We start from the raw sequence: 16,781 nt of genomic DNA, 5'->3' as shown, positions 1-16,781 counted from the left end.
TTATCCGATTACAGACCCAATAAATGAAAAACGGGAGCCCGAGAGCTCCCGTTTTTCAATTTCATACGCTTAGCGCGGGAAAGACGGCGGGTTGACCCCTGCCATGTCTTCCATCACGCGAACCACCTGGCAGCTGTAACCGAATTCGTTGTCGTACCAGACGTACAGGACAACGCGGTTGTCATTGCAGATGGTGGCCTCGGCGTCTACCACGCCGGCATGGCGGGAGCCGACGAAGTCGGTGGAGACCACTTCCTGGGAAGAGACGAAGTCGATCTGCTTCTGCAGGTCAGAGTGCATGGCCATCTGGCGCAGGTACTCGTTGATTTCTTCGCGGTTGGTGGCCTTTTCCAGGTTCAGGTTCAGGATGGCCATGGAGACGTTCGGCGTCGGAACGCGGATCGCGTTGCCGGTCAGCTTGCCCTTCAGAACCGGCAGAGCCTTGGCGGCGGCGGTAGCGGCGCCAGTCTCGGTGATCACCATGTTCAACGGCGCGGCGCGACCACGACGGCTGCCCTTGTGGAAGTTGTCGATCAGGTTCTGGTCGTTGGTGAACGAGTGAACGGTTTCGACGTGGCCGTTGACGATGCCGTACTGGTCGTTGACAGCCTTCAGCACCGGCACGATGGCGTTGGTGGTGCAGGAAGCGGCCGAAACGATCCGGTCGTCAGCGGTGATCTCGCCATGGTTGATGCCGTGAACGATGTTCTTCAGGGCACCCTTGCCAGGAGCGGTCAGGATCACGCGGTCGATGCCGGCGCACTTCAGGTGCTGGCCCAGGCCATCGGCATCACGCCACTTGCCGGTGTTGTCGACCAGCAGGGCGTTCTTGATGCCGTACTGGGTGTAGTCGATCGATGCCGGGTCGTTGGAGTAGATCACCTGGATCAGGTTGCCGTTGGCGGTGATGGTGTTGTTGGCTTCATCGATGGTGATGGTGCCGTCGAACGGGCCATGCACGGAGTCGCGGCGCAGCAGGCTGGCACGCTTGACCAGGTCGTTGTCGGCACCCTTGCGGACAACGATGGCGCGCAGGCGCAGGCCGTCGCCGCCACCGGTCTTCTCGATCAGGATGCGAGCCAGCAGGCGGCCGATACGACCGAAGCCGTACAGGACCACGTCGGTGCCTTCACGGGCGCCGCCGTTCTGCTTGCCAACCACGTCGGCCAGTTCGTCCTTGGTGAACTGCTCGATGCTGCGGCCGTTACCTTCAGCCTTGAACTTGGCAACCATCTTGCCCAGGTCCACGGAAGCGCTGCCGAGCTTGAGCTCGCTCATCGCCTTGAGGATCGGGAAGGTTTCGTGAACCGAAAGCTCGGCTTCATCCGCCAGGCGGTGGCGAGCAAAACGGTGAGCCTTGAGGATGGCGATCACGGAGCGGTTGATCAGGCCACGGCCATAGATCGAAGTCACAACATTGTTGTTGCGATACAGCTGGCCAATCATCGGAATCATGGCTTCCGCGAGGGCTTCACGATCGATCCATTCACCGAGACACTGGTCGGGCTTCTGAGTCACGGGCAGTACCTTCCACATGTAGGGGATGAAAAAAGGGGCTACATTATGACGGCGCACGCAGGCGCCGGCAATCAGCAGCGGCCCCAACACTGACATCCGCTAGTCGGGATAGTTACAATCCGCCGATCTTTTTCCGACCGGAGCCTCTTGCCCGTGTCCGTATTGCGCCTCCCGCCCCTCCCCTCCGCCGCCGGCAAGCAGCATTGGGGCAACCTGCCCGGTGCCGCACTGAGCCTGGCCATTGCCGAAGCGGCCAGCGCCGGCAAGCGATTCACCCTGCTGCTGACCGCTGACAGCCAGACAGCCGAGCGACTGGAGCAGGAACTGGGTTTCTTCGCCCCGGACCTCGACGTCCTGCATTTCCCCGATTGGGAAACCCTGCCCTACGACCTCTTTTCGCCGCACCAGGACATCATTTCCCAGCGCGTCGACACCCTTTATCGGCTGCCGGGGGTCAAGCGCGGCGTATTGGTAGTCCCCATCACCACGGCCCTGCACCGCCTGGCGCCGACGCGTTTCCTGCTGGGCTCCAGCCTGGTGCTGGATGTCGGCCAGAAACTGGACGTGGAGCAGATGCGCCTGCGCCTGGAAGCGGCCGGTTATCGCTGCGTGGACACCGTCTACGAGCATGGCGAGTTCGCCGTGCGTGGCGCGCTGATCGACCTGTTCCCCATGGGCAGCGACCTGCCGTACCGCATCGACCTGTTCGATGACGAGATCGAAACCCTGCGAACCTTCGATCCGGAAACCCAGCGCTCGGTGGACAAGGTGGAGTCCATCCGCCTGCTGCCGGCGCGTGAGTTCCCGCTGGACAAGAAAGCGGTCACCGACTTCCGCGGCCGCTTCCGCGAGCGTTTCGACGTCGACTTCCGCCGCTGCCCGATCTACCAGGACCTGGCCAGCGGCATCACGCCAGCGGGCATCGAGTACTACCTGCCGCTGTTCTTCGAGGAGACCGCAACCCTCTTCGACTACCTGCCGACCGATACCCAGGTGTTCTCCCTGCCGGGCATCGAGCAAGCAGCCGAGCAGTTCTGGACCGACGTACGCAACCGTTACGAGGAACGCCGCGTCGACCCGGAACGCCCGCTGGTGCCGCCTGCCGAAGTGTTCCTGCCGGTGGAAGACTGCTTCGCCCGGCTGAAAGGTTCGCCCCGCCTGATCCTCAGCCAGGAAGACGTCGAGCCCGGCGTCGGCCGCGAGCGCTTCTCTGCCCGCGCCCTGCCTGACCTCGCGATCCAGGCCAAGGCCAGCGAACCGCTGGCAGCCCTACGGCGCTTCATCGAAGAATTCCCCGGACGGGTGCTGTTCAGCGCCGAGTCGGCCGGTCGCCGTGAAGTGCTGCTGGAAATGCTCGCACGCCTGAAACTGCGCCCGCAGGAAGTCGAGGGTTGGCCGGATTTCGTCACCAGTTCCGAGCGCCTGGCCATCACCATCGCACCACTGGATGAAGGCCTGCTGCTGGACGACCCCGGCCTTGCACTGATCGCCGAAAGTCCGCTGTTCGGCCAGCGCGTGATGCAACGCCGCCGTCGCGAACGCCGCGGCGATGCCGGCGACAACATGATCAAGAACCTGGCGGAACTCCGCGAAGGCGCACCCGTCGTGCATATCGATCACGGCGTGGGGCGCTATCTGGGACTGATCACCTTGGAAATCGAAGGTCAGGCCGCCGAGTTCCTCGCCCTGCAATACGCCGAGGAAGCCAAGCTGTACGTCCCGGTGGCCAGCCTGCACCTGATCGCGCGCTACACCGGCAGCGACGATGCCCTGGCACCGCTGCACCGCCTCGGCTCCGAAGCTTGGCAGAAAGCCAAGCGCAAGGCCGCCGAGCAGGTCCGCGACGTTGCCGCCGAGCTGCTGGACATCTATGCCCGGCGCGCGGCCCGCGAGGGTTATGCGTTCAAGGACCCGACGGTCGATTACGCGACCTTCTCAGCCGGCTTCCCCTTCGAGGAAACCCCGGACCAGCAGTCCGCCATCGAGGCCGTACTGGCCGACATGCTGGCCCCCAAGCCGATGGACCGCCTGGTTTGCGGCGACGTCGGCTTCGGCAAGACCGAAGTGGCCATGCGCGCGGCTTTCGTTGCCGTACACAGCGGCAAACAGGTCGCGGTGCTCGTGCCCACCACCCTGCTCGCCCAGCAGCACTACAACAGCTTCCGCGACCGATTCGCCGACTGGCCGGTGACCGTGGAAGTGATGAGTCGCTTCAAGTCCGCCAAGGAAGTGGAAGGCGCGGCGCAGCAGCTCTCCGAAGGCAAGATCGACATCATCATCGGCACCCATAAGCTGCTGCAGGGCGATGTGCGCTTCAAGAATCTGGGCCTGGCGATCATTGATGAGGAACACCGCTTCGGCGTGCGCCAGAAGGAGCAGCTGAAGTCCCTGCGCAGCGAAGTCGACATCCTCACGCTTACCGCCACGCCCATCCCGCGCACCCTGAACATGGCGGTGGCGGGCATGCGTGACCTGTCGATCATCGCCACGCCGCCGGCGCGTCGCCTGTCGGTGCGCACCTTCGTCATGGAGCGGCAGAAGACTGCGATCAAGGAAGCCCTGCTCCGCGAGCTGCTGCGCGGTGGCCAGGTCTACTACCTGCACAACGAGGTGGCGACCATCGAGAAATGCGCCGCGGAACTGGCTGAGCTGGTACCGGAGGCACGCATCGCCGTCGGCCACGGACAGATGCGCGAGCGCGAACTCGAACAGGTGATGAGCGACTTCTACCACAAGCGTTTCAACGTGCTGGTGGCGTCCACCATCATCGAAACCGGTATCGACGTGCCCAGCGCCAACACGATCGTCATCGAGCGCGCCGACAAGTTCGGCCTGGCCCAGCTACACCAGTTGCGCGGCCGTGTTGGCCGTAGCCACCACCAGGCGTATGCCTACCTGCTGACACCACCCCGCAAGCAGATGACGCCAGACGCCGAGAAACGCCTGGAAGCCATCTCCAACGCCCAGGACCTGGGCGCCGGCTTCGTCCTCGCGACCCACGACCTGGAAATCCGTGGCGCCGGCGAACTGCTTGGCGACGGCCAGAGCGGGCAAATTCAGGCCGTCGGCTTCACCCTCTACATGGAAATGCTCGAACGTGCCGTGAAGGCGATCCGCAAGGGTGAGCAGCCCAACCTGGAGCAGCCACTGGGTGGCGGACCTGAAATCAACCTGCGCGTGCCGGCGCTGATCCCCGAGGACTACCTGCCGGACGTGCATGCACGCCTGATTCTCTACAAGCGCATTGCCTCGGCAGCCGACGAAGACGGACTGAAGGAACTGCAGGTGGAGATGATCGACCGCTTCGGCCTGCTGCCCGACCCCACCAAACATCTGGTGCGCCAGACCCTGCTCAAGCTGCAGGCGGAAAAGCTCGGCATCAAGAAAGTCGATGCCGGTCCGCAAGGCGGCCGCATCGAGTTCGATGCCACCACCAGTGTCGATCCGCTCGTGCTGATCAAACTGATCCAGGGCCAGCCCAAGCGCTACAAGTTCGAAGGTGCCACCCTGTTCAAGTTCCAGGTGCCCATGGAGCGCCCGGAAGAACGTTTCAACACCCTTGAAGCCCTGTTCGAACGCCTGACCCCGCAGTAGTCTGCGGAATGATTGCCCCTATAAGGAACAACCCATGCGTGCCATCCGTAACTTCGCCCTGTTGCTCGCCCTGCTGGCTCCGGCTGCCTTCGCCGACGGCCTCTACTCGGTGGAGATGATCATCTTCCGCCAGGCCGGCGACCCCATCCCCACCAGCCAGCCGGCTCCGGACGACTGGGCGGCAGGCAGCCCGTCCATCGCCGGCAGCGAGCGCGGCACCGCACTGGATGGCGAAGCAGCCAAGCTCAACCCCAATGCGGGCTACGAGGTGCTGCTGCACAAGGCCTGGTCGCAGAACCTGTCCGCCATGGAAAACAAGGTTTCGGTCACTTCCGGCGAGCAGCAGCTGGGGCATTTCCCGGTCGAAGGCACCCTGGCCCTCACCCTCGATCGCAGCGTCGACGCCCAGGCCGACTTCTGGATCAACCAGTTCGACGGCAGCGGCCTCATCAGCAGCAGCGAGCGCCTGCGCCAGGGCACCCGCCTGAAGAATGGCGAGCTCACCTACCTCGACCACGGCAACCTGGGCATCCTGATCCGCATCAGCCCGCTCTAAGGCGCCATGAGTGCCCTGCTCGACCAACTGAGGCAACTGGATTGGCGCCTGGATTTCGATCCAGGCGCGCTTTCCCGTGGCCTCAAATACTCCACGGAAGACCGCATCCGGCTGCTCAGCCTTAGCGACAAGGCCATCGAAACCAGTTGCGAAGGCTCCGAAGGCCACTTCTACACCCAGCGAATCCGCCTCGCCCCCAAAGGCCTGGGGGTGGTCGGCAATTGCAGCTGCCCGGTGAACTACAACTGCAAGCACTGCGTCGCCGCCATCATCGTTCTGCTGGCGCAGCCCGCCGACGGTTGGCAGCCACCGCCTCCGCCAGCCGAGCGCCTGGTGGACGACCTGCAACCCATTCCACACCTGATTCTCGGCAGTCACGCGCAGAGCCAGTACGACCTGCGCAGCGGGCGCATGGTCGGTAGCCAGCAGCATCGCGCCGGACTGGTGTTCGACTACGGCGGCGCCCATACCCACGGCAAGATGGCGAAACCGGAGCGATTGCATCACCGCAGCAATGGCGAACGACTGGCCATTGCGCGCCACCCGAAAGCAGAACAGACCCTGCGTGACACCCTGCGCCAGCACGGTTTCAAGGAAGCCTTGCGGCAGAGCCTGGCGCTGCCCGCCAACAGCGCGGAGATGTTCGAGCTGCCCGGCGACGAGCAATGGCTGCACTTCATGCGGGAGCAATTGCCGGCGCTACGCGAGCAGGGCTGGCAAATCGATATTCGTCCGGGCTTCCAGTTCGATCTATCCCAGGTCGAAGGCTGGTATGCCGAAGTGGAAGAAGCGCCCGGCCGTGAATGGTTCGACCTGGAACTGGGCATCGTCGTCGAAGGCCGCCGCATCAGCCTGCTTCCAGTGCTGCTACGCCTGATCCAGCGCAACCCCGAACTGCTCGATCCGCAAAACCTGCAGCGCCGCAAAGACGACGAACAACTACGCCTGCAACTGGATGCCACCCGCGCGGCGGATGGTCGCCCCCTGCAAGTGATGCTGCCCTTCGCCCGCCTCAAGCCGGTGCTGACGACCCTGGGCGAGCTCTACCAGCGGGACCAGGACCCGGCCCAGAGCCTGCGCCTGGCACGCCCCGATGCAGCCCGCCTGAGTCAGCTCGAAGGGCTGGACCTGCATTGGCAAGGTGGTGAAGAACTGCGCGACCTTGCACGCAAGCTGCGCGACAGCAGCACGGCTCCCAGCAGCCCGCCGAAGGGCCTCAATGCCGAGCTGCGCCATTACCAGCTGGAAGGCCTGGCCTGGTTGCAAACCCTCCGCGAAGTGGGAGCTGGCGGCATCCTCGGCGACGACATGGGCCTGGGCAAGACCCTGCAGACTCTCGCCCATCTGCTGCTGGAAAAGGAAGCTGGACGACTCGACCGACCGGCCCTGGTGGTCATGCCCACGAGCCTGATCCCCAACTGGCTGGACGAAGCGGCACGCTTCGCGCCGGACCTGCGCGTCCTCGCCTTGCATGGTCCGGGTCGGAAAAAGGCCTTCGCACGGATGGCCGAGCATGATCTGTTGCTGACCACCTACGCCCTGCTACCACGCGACCTGGAACAGTTCGCCCAGTTGCCGCTGCACGCCCTGATCCTCGACGAAGCGCAGTACATCAAGAACCACGCCAGCAAGGCCGCCCAAGCCGCACGCCAACTGGAAGCACGGCAGCGCCTGTGCCTTACCGGCACGCCACTGGAAAATCACCTGGGCGAGCTCTGGTCGCTGTTCCACTTCCTCATGCCCGGCTGGCTGGGCGACAGCCAGGGCTTCCTGCGCAATTACCGGACGCCCATCGAGAAGCATGGCGACGCCACCCGCCTGGCACACCTCAACGCCCGCCTCAAGCCGTTCCTGTTGCGCCGCAGCAAGGAAGCGGTGGCCACCGAGCTACCCGCCAAAAGCGAGATCACCCAGTGGGTCGAGCTCAGCGACCGCCAACGCGACCTCTACGAAACCGTGCGCCTGGCCATGGACCACAAGGTCCGGGACGAGATCGATCGCAAAGGCCTGGCCCGCAGCCAGATCGTCATACTCGAAGCCCTGCTGAAGCTGCGCCAGGTGTGCTGCGACGCGCGCCTGATCGAGGAAAGCGGTTCACGCTCGCGCGGCAGCAGCTCGGGCAAGCTCGACAGCCTGATGGAAATGCTTGAGGAGTTGATTGCTGAAGGCCGCAAGGTGCTGCTGTTCTCGCAGTTCACCAGCATGCTGTCGCTGATCGAGGACGAGCTGCACAAGCGCTCGATCGAATACGTGCAGATCACCGGCGACACGCGCGACCGCAGGACACCGGTCCAGCGCTTCCAGAATGGCGAAGTTCCGCTGTTCCTGATCAGCCTGAAAGCGGGCGGCACCGGCCTGAACCTCACCGCCGCCGACACGGTGATCCACTACGATCCCTGGTGGAATCCAGCGGTGGAGCGCCAGGCGACCGACCGCGCCTATCGCATCGGCCAGGACAAGCCCGTGTTCGTCTATCGGATGATTTCGCGCGGAACGGTGGAAGAGAAGATCCAGCTGCTGCAAGCGCAGAAAGCCGCGCTCGCACGCGGGATTCTCGACGGCCGTGAAAAGGAAGGCTGGCGGTTGGCGGAAGAGGACATCGACGCCCTCTTCGCCCCTTTGCCCCGCTTCGCCTGAACCGGGGCACCGCAGGCAGGCATCACATCGAGATGCCTGCCTGCGGAAAGCGACGCGTCAGGCTTTCAGCACGTGGGCCAGGACACTGCGGACCTTGCCGATACCTTCGGCCAGCGCCGCTTCGATCTCGGCCATGGTAATGATGCCGTCGGATTTTCCGGCGGCTGGATTGACCACCAGCGACAGGCACGCATAAGGCAGGTTCAACTCGCGAGCGAGCGCCGCTTCAGGCATGCCGGTCATGCCGACGATGTCGCAGCCATCGCGTTCGAGACGGTTGATTTCGGCAACGGTTTCCAGGCGTGGCCCCTGGGTGCAGCCGTATACACCGAAGTCGCTGTGCGGGTAGTCGCAGGCATTCAGGGCGGCAAGCAGCTGGCCACGCAGCGCTTCGTCGTACGGGTGGCTGAAATCGATGTGGGTGACGTGGTCCAGGTCGCCCTCGAAGAAAGTGCCAATGCGGCCCTGGGTGTAATCGATCACCTGATGCGGCACCACCAGATGTCCGCTGCCCATGGCAGGGTGAATGCCACCCACCGCGTTCACCGCGATCACCGCCTCGGCGCCGGAATGTTTGAGGGCCCAGAGGTTGGCCCGGTAGTTCACCTGATGCGGAGGAATGCGATGCGGATGGCCATGGCGCGCCAGGAACAACACATCGTGCCCAGCGTACTCACCATGAACGATACCGGCCGAAGGCGAGCCGTAAGGCGTATCAGGGTGAAGCAGCGCTTTCATGCTCAGGCCCTCGAGCTGGGTCAGGCCTGTACCACCGATGATGGCGTAGACGGTCATGTCGGTTCCTCAATCGATCAATTGGGCTTCACGCAAGGCTGCAGTCGCCTGCAACCAGCGGGGGTCCTGGCGGTATTCGGTACCGGGGAACGCGCGGCGGCGCATGCGCGCGAGGCTGGCGGGCGGAGTTGCGCCCAGGCGCTGCAAGCGCTCCAGGGCCAGCTCGGCAGCGGCGCGGTCATTGCACACCAACCCCATGTCGCAACCAGCCGTCAGCGCAGCTTCGATACGCTCGGCGGCATCGCCCACCACATGAGCACCGGCCATGGACAGGTCATCGCTGAAGATGACGCCGGAGAATTTCAGTTCGCCACGCAGAATGTCCTGCAACCAGCGCCGAGAGAAACCGGCCGGCTGGCTATCCACCTGCGGGTAGATGACATGGGCCGGCATCACGCCGTCCAGTTCGGCTGCCAGGCTTGCGAAGGGAATCAGATCGCTCGTGCGAATCTGCTCCAGACTGCGCTCGTCGGTAGGAATCGCAACATGGGAGTCGGCCTCGGCCCAGCCATGCCCCGGAAAATGCTTGCCAGTAGCAGCCATGCCGGCCTGGCGCAGTCCACGAATGAACGCCCCCGCCAATCGAGCGGCGCGCTGGGGATCACCTTCGAACGCGCGACTGCCCACCACGGCACTGCGCTGGTGGTCGAGATCGAGGACGGGGGCAAAGCTGATATCCAGCCCTACTGCCAGCACTTCGGTCGCCATCAACCAGCCGCACTGCTCGGCCAACTGCTCGGCGTTATCGTTGTCGGCCAATGCCCGCATCGCGGGAAGGCGCAGGAAACCCTGTCGCAGGCGTTGTACGCGGCCGCCTTCCTGATCGACAGCCAGGATCAGGTCCGGACGAACGGCACGAATGGACGCACAAAGCTCACGCACCTGGCGCGGGCTTTCGATGTTGCGGGCAAAGATGATCAGGCCGGCAACTTCCGGCTGACGAAGGATCTGCCGATCCTCAGCGGTCAGCCAGGTGCCGCCGATATCCAGCATCAGGGAACCTTGCATTAAAAATCCTTAAGAGAGTTGCGTCGCCGCCCAATCCGGGCAGGGCGCTTCGTCAATGCGTACCGCACAGTGGACGGGTACTCGATCGAAGAGTTCCAGCACATCCGTATTGCGCAGACGAATGCACCCGTGAGAACGGGGAACGCCCATGGGCTCGGTGTCGGGCGTACCGTGCAGGTAGATATAGCGGCGGAAGCTGTCCACGCTGCCGAGGCGATTGCGGCCGGGCTCTCGTCCGCTGAGCCAGAGGATGCGGCTCAGGATCCAGTCCCGTCCCGGAAAGCGCTCGTGCAGCTCGGCGTTCCAGACCTCACCCGTCCAGCGTCGACCACGCAGCACCGCCCCCTGGGGCAAGGCGGCGCCAATCTTCGCGCGAACCTGGTGCAAGCCACGGGGCGTGCAATTGGAGCCGTTGGTTTCACCTGCACCGTTGAGCGCGGTGGAGACAGACATGCGCAGCACCAACTGCCCCTCGGCAAAGCCGTAGAGCTGTTGGTCAGCGATGGAGATATGCAGAAGATCGAGGTTTTGCATGGGCCGCAAGCTTAGCTGATCAGCCCGCTCGCGCCCATAGGGGATTAAGCCTTGGCGGGAGACGCCGCGGCCTTGTTGCGCGGCTTCAGCATGGCGCTCGCCAGTACCTCATCGGTCACGCCAGTCTCGGCACGCATGCCGGCTGCCAGGAATGGCACCATCAGGCGCATGACCTGCTCGATCGAGGTGTTCACGCCGAAGTCGTTCTCCGCCATCGCACGCAACGCCTTGATCCCGGACATGCTGAACGCTGCGGCGCCGAGCATGAAGTGCACCCGCCAGAACAGTTCCAGCGGTGGCACCCTTGGTGCGGATTCGTTCACCAGCAGCATGTATCGACGGAAGACCTTTCCATAAACCTCTTCCAGATACTTGCGCAAGTGCCCCTGGCTCTGACTGAATGCGAGCCCGAGTAGACGCATGAAGATAGAAAGGTCGTTGCCGCTGCGAGGTTTTACCGCAAGAGCCTGCTCAACGAGCATTTCCAATAGCTCTTCGAGGCTTGCCTTGCTTTCGGCCTTGGCCTGGCGGCGATCCAGTTCACGCTCCAGACTCTGGCAGAATGGACCAAGAAAGCGCGAGAAGACCGCCTGGATCAGCGCTTTCTTCGAGCCGAAGTGATAGTTCACCGCTGCCAGATTGACCCCAGCTTTGCTGGTGATAAGGCGCAACGAAGTCTCGGCGAAGCCCTTCTCCGCGAACAGCTGTTCCGCAGCATCCAGAATGCGTTCTACGGTTTCCGACTGGGCCATGGCTCCTCCGCCTGACAAACACTTGTTTGAAACATACGTTTCAGCCGGTCAGCTTGTCAAGCCGCCTTCACCACTATCTGACGCAACGGTCATTCTCGCCGCGCAGTCACGCGATGAAGCTTTCTCGCTCTTTCCGCGCCCTCCTTCTGCCCTCTCCCAAAAAAGAAGCGTTGCCAAGGGCGAATCACTGTATATAATCCCAGCAACTGTATAAAAAAACAGAGCGCCTCCATGCTGAAACTGACGCCCCGCCAAGCCGAGATTCTCGCATTCATCAAGCGCTGCCTTGAAGACAATGGCTTCCCGCCTACCCGCGCCGAGATCGCCCAGGAACTTGGCTTCAAGTCACCCAACGCCGCTGAAGAGCACCTCAAGGCACTGGCACGCAAAGGTGCGATTGAGATGACGCCGGGCGCTTCCCGAGGCATTCGCATCCCCGGCTTCGAACCCGGCAACAGCGAAGAAGACGGCCTGCCGGTAATTGGCCGGGTCGCTGCAGGCGCGCCGATCCTCGCACAGCAGAACATCGAGGAATCTTGCCGCATCAATCCCGATTTCTTCCATCCCCGCGCCGACTACCTGCTGCGTGTTCGCGGCATGTCGATGAAAGACATCGGCATCTATGACGGAGACCTGCTCGCCGTCCATAGCACTCGTGAGGTCCGCAACGGTCAGGTGGTCGTGGCCAGGTTGGGCGAAGAAGTCACGGTCAAACGTTTCAAGCGTGAAGGCGACAGGGTCTGGCTAATTGCCGAGAACCCGGAGTTCGCCCCAATCGAAGTCAACCTGGATGAACAGGATCTGGTGATCGAAGGTTTGAGTGTCGGCGTGATCCGCCGCTAAAGGAGGCGTTATGCAGTTCCCGCAGTCGCTTGGTCGGTCGCAACTCCCCCTGTTCCACGACGCCATCCTGGCAAATCCCGTGGCGCCGTTGCTGACCGATGTGGTCGAAGAACCCAGCAAGGAAGAACCCGAAGCGTTCAGCGAACTGTCGCTACGCGGTGCAGCCGGGCATTGCCGCAGCCTGCTCGCCTCGATATTGCGGGAACTGAGCGAAGAGAAAGACGCGCGCTGGCTGACATTGATCGGCGCACCCGCGGGCCTGTCCCGCGACTGGCTGCGCGAGTCCGGCCTCAACCGCGAACGCATTCTGATTCTTCAACCACGGGGAGAACAAAGCGCTCTCGAACTGGCTTGCGAAGCCCTGCGTCTGGGCCGCAGCCATACCGTTGTGAGCTGGCTTCAATTGGGGCAACGAGCCAAACGCCAACTGGCCCAGGCAGCACGCCAGGGCGACGCGCAAAGCCTGAACATTCTTCTTGGCTAAAAAGTTACGGGCGCCTGGCGATTGCTGCGCCCATCTGACACAAGACGGTAACCGGATCAGTGGAAGATCTGGCTCCAGAGATCAGTGCAGGACGCGCGGACCATCCTGATGGTCCATCTCACCTTCAGCCAGTCGACCCGCCATCTGAACACCCACATTCAGCATGGCCTTGGCGACTTCCAGGTGATGCCCCTGAAGGAAAGCCTTGGCATCGGCGGAGAAGTCCAGCGTCACCAACGCCTCCTCGTCCTCAGCCCGGCGCAGAATGATGCGACCATCAGGCAGTTCGACTATTTCCAGAAAGGACGTAGGCATAATTTTAAATCTCCACGAAAGGCGGCCATTGTAGCAGCCAGCCGCCAGCACGCCCTAGCCCGTCGATCAAATCAGCACTCGCTCAGTGTTTCTCGGAAGCGCAATGCCAGCGATTTCAGATTCTGCCGCCACGATTCCAACACTTCGCGCGACAGTGGCATCTCTTCCTCATCTACGCTGACTGCGGTGATCAACGGTAGAGTCGGGTCGATCTTGGCCTGCTTCGGCGCCTGCGGCGGCTGGAACAATGCGCGATAGGCCGCAAGCAGTTCAGCCAGCCATGTTTCACGTTGCTGGGCCAACTCCACCAACTCAGCCAACTCGGGGCTGGGTGCGGCAGCCAGTACTTCCGGCGTCAGCAGCAACTCGACGCGCGGCGCGCCGGCCTCGGGAAGACGGTAGTAGCCGGCGATTTCATGACACAGGCCGAGCAGCGCGCCATAGAGATGGAACAACACCGCCTCGCGCTGGGACTGCACCAATGCCTGGGCATTCATCGCCCTGCTTTCTTCCACCTTGCCCCATGACTCCAGGGACAGGCCAGCGAAGAAGATCTTCTGGTTGGTGCGGGTGTAAAGCTCATGGGCCATGACGGCGCCCTCCACAGGTGACCCGGGCAGTATAAGCGCGCCCGGAACCGGGCACGCTACGGTCGGTCAGCGCTTGTCCTCGACCTTCCACTTGCCGCCATCGAAGAAAGCGCGCCAGCCGGTGGGCTTACCTTCGACCTCGGTCTGCACATATTGCTCCTTGGTCTTGCGACTGAAGCGGATCACCGCCGGGCGTCCTTCCGGGTCTTTCTTCGGCGCATCCAGCAGGTAGTGGTACTTGGCATCCAGCTCGTCCTTGTGCGGAATCAGCTCCTGCACCAAGGGTGCACGGGTTTCGCGATTCTTCGGGAACTGGCTGGCCGCCAGGAACAGCCCGGAAGCGCCATCACGCAGCACATAGATGTCGTCGACCTTCTCGCACTTCAGCTCGGGCATGCGGATCGGATCGATCTTCGGCGGAGCGGCTTCGCCGCTTTTCAGCAACTTGCGGGTGTTCTTGCAGCTGGCGTTGGTGCAACCGAAGAACTTGCCGAACCGGCCCGTCTTGAGCTGCATCTCACTACCGCACTTATCGCACTCCAGGCTCGGACCTTCGTAGCCCTTGATGCGGTACTGGCCCTGCTCGATCTCGTAACCGGAGCAATCCGGGTTGTTGCCGCAGATGTGCAGTTTGCGGGTTTCATCCAGCAGGTAGGCATCCATCGCAGTCGCGCAGATCGGGCAGCGATGCTTGCCGCGCAATACACGGGATTCCGACTCACCTTCGTCGTCCGCGGCGATTTCGTCGCCCGGGACCAGATTGATGGTGGCCTTGCAGCGCTCTTTCGGCGGCAGGCTGTAGCCCGAGCAACCGAGGAACACGCCGGTCGAGGCGGTACGGATCATCATCGGGCGACTGCACTCGCGGCAGGGAATGTCAGTCAGCGTTGGCTGATTGGCACGCATACCCTTGTCGGCGCCTTCGGCCAGTTCCAGCTTCTTCCTGAAGTCACCGTAGAATTCGTCCAGCAGGTGCTTCCAGTCGCGCTCGCCCTGGGCGACGTCGTCCAGGTGCTCCTCCATGCCGGCAGTGAAGCCATAGTCCATCAGGTTGGCGAAGCTTTCATTCAGGCGCTCGGTAACGATGTCGCCCATCTTCTCCGCGTAGAAACGACGGTTGTGCACCGTGACGTAGCCACGTTCCTGAATGGTGGAGATGATCGCCGCGTAAGTGGACGGGCGGCCAATGCCACGCTTTTCCAGCTCCTTGACCAGGCTGGCCTCGGAGTAACGCGCCGGCGGCTTGGTGAAGTGCTGGCTGGGCTCGAGATTGAGCAACTTGAGCAGTTCGCCCTCGTTCATTTCCGGCAGCACGTCGTCCTCACCGGGCTTGCTCTGCTGCGGCAGAACGCGAGTGTAACCATCGAACTTGAGAATACGGCCCTTGGCGCGCAGCTCGAACTTGCTGGCAGCGACGCTGACGCTGGTGGACAGGTACTCAGCCGGCGGCATCTGGCAAGCCACAAACTGGCGCCAGATCAGGTCGTACAGGCGCTCGGCATCACGCTCCATGCCAGACAGCTGGGTGGGACGCAGATTGACGTCGGACGGGCGAATGGCCTCGTGCGCCTCCTGGGCGCCTTCCTTGCTGGAATAGACGTTCGGCTTGGACGGCAGGTACTTCTCGCCGAACTCACCCTCGATGAAGCCACGCACCATGGTGATGGCGTCGGCCGAGAGGTTGGTCGAGTCGGTACGCATATAAGTGATGTAGCCGGCCTCGTAGAGACGCTGGGCCATCATCATGGTCTTCTTCACCCCGAAGCCCAGGCGATTGCTCGCAGCCTGCTGCAGGGTGGAGGTAATGAAGGGCGCGGACGGGCGACTGGAGGTCGGCTTGTCCTCGCGCTTGGCCACGGTGTAGCTGGAAGCCTTGAGCTTCTCCAGCGCCGCCATGGCCTGGGCTTCGTTCAGCGGCTTGAAGGCCTCGCCGTTCTCGCGCGCCACTTCGAAACGCACCTTGGCGCCCTTGGCGGTGCCGAGGTCGGCATGAACTTCCCAGTATTCTTCCGGAACGAATGCGCGAATTTCGCGCTCGCGCTCCACAACCAGCTTCACCGCTACCGACTGCACACGACCGGCCGACAGGCCGCGGGCGATCTTCTGCCAGAGCAGCGGCGAAACCATGTAGCCCACGACGCGGTCGAGGAAGCGGCGCGCCTGCTGAGCATTGACACGGTTGATGTCGAGGTCGCCGGGCTGGGAGAAGGCCTCCTGAATGGCCTTCTTGGTGATTTCGTTGAACACCACGCGCTTGTAGCGGCTGTCATCGCCGCCGATGGATTCCCGCAGGTGCCAGGCAATGGCCTCCCCTTCGCGGTCCAAGTCGGTTGCGAGATAGATGGTGTCGGCATCCTTGGCCAGGCGGCGCAGCTCGTCGATCACCTTTTCCTTGCCGGGCAGGATCTCGTACTTGGCCTTCCAGCCGTGCTCAGGGTCCACACCCATGCGTGCAACCAACTGACGCTTGGCCTTCTCCTTGGGGGACAGAGCCGGCGCTTCACCAGCAGTCTTGCCACGCTTGGCCGGCTCCTTGGCGGTACTGGCCGAACCGCTGGTGGGGAGGTCACGGATGTGGCCGATGCTCGACTTCACCACGTACTGGTTGCCCAGGTACTTGTTGATGGTCTTGGCCTTGGCCGGGGATTCCACGATGACCAGCGATTTGCCCATGGATCGGTGTGTTCCTGATTGAAGAATGTAAAAGGCGGGTGCCGCCCGTCGCGGCACCGCTATATATAGTGGCCAGCGCGACGCGGTCAAGCGCGCCCCGGCTGCCTCGATGCCCGTCAGGGCTGAGGATAGGGATTCGGCTCTGCACTCACCAAGGCGAAGCGCGCAATCTGCTCGCCATCCACCTGGACCGTTTCGGTGAACATGCTGAGCGGCCGCACCCAAAGGCCGAATTCGCCGTAGAGGGCCTGGTACACCACCAGTTCCTCCTCCGTCTCGGAATGTCGCGCAACACCGACGACACGGTACTGCTGACCCTTGTAGTGACGATAGAGACCCGGTTGCAGGCTCATGATTGCCTCACAGTGATAAATGCAGGCTATCCCGCAAAGGTTGCGCATGGTGCCGCGTGATGCGACTCGAAACCAGCCCTTGCATGAAAATTCCTGAGAAGTATCTCCACATAAAAGCAAAAACCGGGG

At 62.8% G+C, this 16,781-nt stretch carries 14 protein-coding genes; 5 read left to right on the top strand and 9 right to left on the bottom strand.

From position 1 onward, the window contains the following. Nucleotides 1-69: 69 nt before the first annotated feature. Nucleotides 70-1,536 carry a glyceraldehyde-3-phosphate dehydrogenase gene (locus tag E8E95_RS23150; protein ID WP_280354391.1) on the bottom strand — a complete coding sequence of 489 codons (1,467 nt, stop codon included), beginning with the start codon at nucleotides 1,534-1,536 and terminating at the stop codon, nucleotides 70-72. A 135-nt stretch (nucleotides 1,537-1,671) separates the two neighbouring features. On the opposite strand from E8E95_RS23150, the gene mfd reads away from it, so the two are divergent. From mfd to E8E95_RS23135, 3 genes are read left to right on the top strand one after another with little or no spacing between them, the layout of a single operon-like run. After that, complete coding sequence (gene mfd, locus E8E95_RS23145) at nucleotides 1,672-5,112, top strand: transcription-repair coupling factor (protein ID WP_280354194.1); 3,441 nt, start codon at nucleotides 1,672-1,674, stop codon at nucleotides 5,110-5,112. A 34-nt stretch (nucleotides 5,113-5,146) separates the two neighbouring features. Further along, nucleotides 5,147-5,668 carry a CsiV family protein gene (locus E8E95_RS23140; protein WP_280354192.1) on the top strand — a complete coding sequence of 174 codons (522 nt, stop codon included), beginning with the start codon at nucleotides 5,147-5,149 and terminating at the stop codon, nucleotides 5,666-5,668. A gap of 6 nt (nucleotides 5,669-5,674) precedes the next feature. Beyond that, nucleotides 5,675-8,305: a DEAD/DEAH box helicase gene (locus E8E95_RS23135; RefSeq protein WP_280354191.1), complete on the top strand. Its 2,631-nt coding sequence runs from the start codon at nucleotides 5,675-5,677 to the stop codon at nucleotides 8,303-8,305. Between the two features lie 57 nt (nucleotides 8,306-8,362). Here E8E95_RS23135 and E8E95_RS23130 read toward each other — a convergent pair whose 3' ends face one another. Genes E8E95_RS23130 through E8E95_RS23115 form a run of 4 tightly spaced genes read right to left on the bottom strand, consistent with a single transcriptional unit; the run spans nucleotide 8,363 to nucleotide 11,394 of the window. Continuing rightward, nucleotides 8,363-9,100: an S-methyl-5'-thioinosine phosphorylase gene (locus E8E95_RS23130; RefSeq protein ID WP_280354190.1), complete on the bottom strand. Its 738-nt coding sequence runs from the start codon at nucleotides 9,098-9,100 to the stop codon at nucleotides 8,363-8,365. Nucleotides 9,101-9,109: 9 nt separating this feature from the next. Continuing rightward, a complete protein-coding gene (gene nagZ, locus E8E95_RS23125; RefSeq protein WP_280354188.1) occupies nucleotides 9,110-10,108 on the bottom strand; it encodes a beta-N-acetylhexosaminidase in 999 nt (332 codons plus the stop codon). A 9-nt stretch (nucleotides 10,109-10,117) separates the two neighbouring features. Then, nucleotides 10,118-10,642, bottom strand: coding sequence for a L,D-transpeptidase (locus tag E8E95_RS23120; protein WP_280354186.1), 525 nt, complete (start codon nucleotides 10,640-10,642; stop codon nucleotides 10,118-10,120). A gap of 44 nt (nucleotides 10,643-10,686) precedes the next feature. Continuing rightward, nucleotides 10,687-11,394: a TetR/AcrR family transcriptional regulator gene (locus E8E95_RS23115; RefSeq protein WP_280354184.1), complete on the bottom strand. Its 708-nt coding sequence runs from the start codon at nucleotides 11,392-11,394 to the stop codon at nucleotides 10,687-10,689. A 231-nt stretch (nucleotides 11,395-11,625) separates the two neighbouring features. Between E8E95_RS23115 and lexA the strand changes: the two genes are divergently transcribed. Together lexA and sulA are read left to right on the top strand one after the other, a co-directional pair. Beyond that, nucleotides 11,626-12,237 (top strand): transcriptional repressor LexA, encoded by a 612-nt coding sequence (gene lexA, locus E8E95_RS23110; RefSeq protein WP_077525346.1) that lies wholly within the window; start codon nucleotides 11,626-11,628, stop codon nucleotides 12,235-12,237. Nucleotides 12,238-12,247: 10 nt separating this feature from the next. Continuing rightward, on the top strand, nucleotides 12,248-12,721 hold the full coding sequence (sulA, locus tag E8E95_RS23105) for an SOS-induced cell division inhibitor SulA (protein ID WP_077525347.1): 474 nt from the start codon (nucleotides 12,248-12,250) through the stop codon (nucleotides 12,719-12,721). A gap of 81 nt (nucleotides 12,722-12,802) precedes the next feature. Here sulA and E8E95_RS23100 read toward each other — a convergent pair whose 3' ends face one another. The 4 genes from E8E95_RS23100 to E8E95_RS23085 all read right to left on the bottom strand — a co-directional run bounded on the left by E8E95_RS23100 (nucleotide 12,803) and on the right by E8E95_RS23085 (nucleotide 16,652). Then, a complete protein-coding gene (locus E8E95_RS23100; protein ID WP_077525348.1) occupies nucleotides 12,803-13,036 on the bottom strand; it encodes a hypothetical protein in 234 nt (77 codons plus the stop codon). 71 nt (nucleotides 13,037-13,107) lie between these two features. Continuing rightward, nucleotides 13,108-13,626: a DUF6586 family protein gene (locus E8E95_RS23095; protein WP_280354181.1), complete on the bottom strand. Its 519-nt coding sequence runs from the start codon at nucleotides 13,624-13,626 to the stop codon at nucleotides 13,108-13,110. A 66-nt stretch (nucleotides 13,627-13,692) separates the two neighbouring features. Next, complete coding sequence (topA, locus tag E8E95_RS23090; protein ID WP_280354180.1) at nucleotides 13,693-16,299, bottom strand: type I DNA topoisomerase; 2,607 nt, start codon at nucleotides 16,297-16,299, stop codon at nucleotides 13,693-13,695. A gap of 116 nt (nucleotides 16,300-16,415) precedes the next feature. After that, nucleotides 16,416-16,652 (bottom strand): DUF1653 domain-containing protein, encoded by a 237-nt coding sequence (locus E8E95_RS23085; RefSeq protein WP_280354178.1) that lies wholly within the window; start codon nucleotides 16,650-16,652, stop codon nucleotides 16,416-16,418. Between the last annotated feature and the right edge of the window lie 129 nt (nucleotides 16,653-16,781).

Source organism: Pseudomonas sp. BN414, from assembly GCF_029871275.1.
In the GTDB taxonomy this organism is placed as follows: domain Bacteria; phylum Pseudomonadota; class Gammaproteobacteria; order Pseudomonadales; family Pseudomonadaceae; genus Metapseudomonas; species Metapseudomonas resinovorans_C.
This window is presented reverse-complemented; position numbering and strand designations above follow the sequence as displayed.

Bases quoted from the DNA above. Each gene is read 5' to 3' on its own strand.
- nagZ (WP_280354188.1), bottom strand. From the start codon at position 10,108: ATGCAAGGTTCCCTGATGCTGGATATCGGCGGCACCTGGCTGACCGCT.
- topA (WP_280354180.1), bottom strand. From the start codon at position 16,299: ATGGGCAAATCGCTGGTCATCGTGGAATCCCCGGCCAAGGCCAAGACC.
- E8E95_RS23120 (WP_280354186.1), bottom strand. From the start codon at position 10,642: ATGCAAAACCTCGATCTTCTGCATATCTCCATCGCTGACCAACAGCTC.
- E8E95_RS23150 (WP_280354391.1), bottom strand. From the start codon at position 1,536: ATGTGGAAGGTACTGCCCGTGACTCAGAAGCCCGACCAGTGTCTCGGT.
- E8E95_RS23115 (WP_280354184.1), bottom strand. From the start codon at position 11,394: ATGGCCCAGTCGGAAACCGTAGAACGCATTCTGGATGCTGCGGAACAG.
- sulA (WP_077525347.1), top strand. From the start codon at position 12,248: ATGCAGTTCCCGCAGTCGCTTGGTCGGTCGCAACTCCCCCTGTTCCAC.
- E8E95_RS23130 (WP_280354190.1), bottom strand. From the start codon at position 9,100: ATGACCGTCTACGCCATCATCGGTGGTACAGGCCTGACCCAGCTCGAG.
- lexA (WP_077525346.1), top strand. From the start codon at position 11,626: ATGCTGAAACTGACGCCCCGCCAAGCCGAGATTCTCGCATTCATCAAG.
- E8E95_RS23140 (WP_280354192.1), top strand. From the start codon at position 5,147: ATGCGTGCCATCCGTAACTTCGCCCTGTTGCTCGCCCTGCTGGCTCCG.
- E8E95_RS23100 (WP_077525348.1), bottom strand. From the start codon at position 13,036: ATGCCTACGTCCTTTCTGGAAATAGTCGAACTGCCTGATGGTCGCATC.
- E8E95_RS23135 (WP_280354191.1), top strand. From the start codon at position 5,675: ATGAGTGCCCTGCTCGACCAACTGAGGCAACTGGATTGGCGCCTGGAT.
- E8E95_RS23095 (WP_280354181.1), bottom strand. From the start codon at position 13,626: ATGGCCCATGAGCTTTACACCCGCACCAACCAGAAGATCTTCTTCGCT.
- E8E95_RS23085 (WP_280354178.1), bottom strand. From the start codon at position 16,652: ATGAGCCTGCAACCGGGTCTCTATCGTCACTACAAGGGTCAGCAGTAC.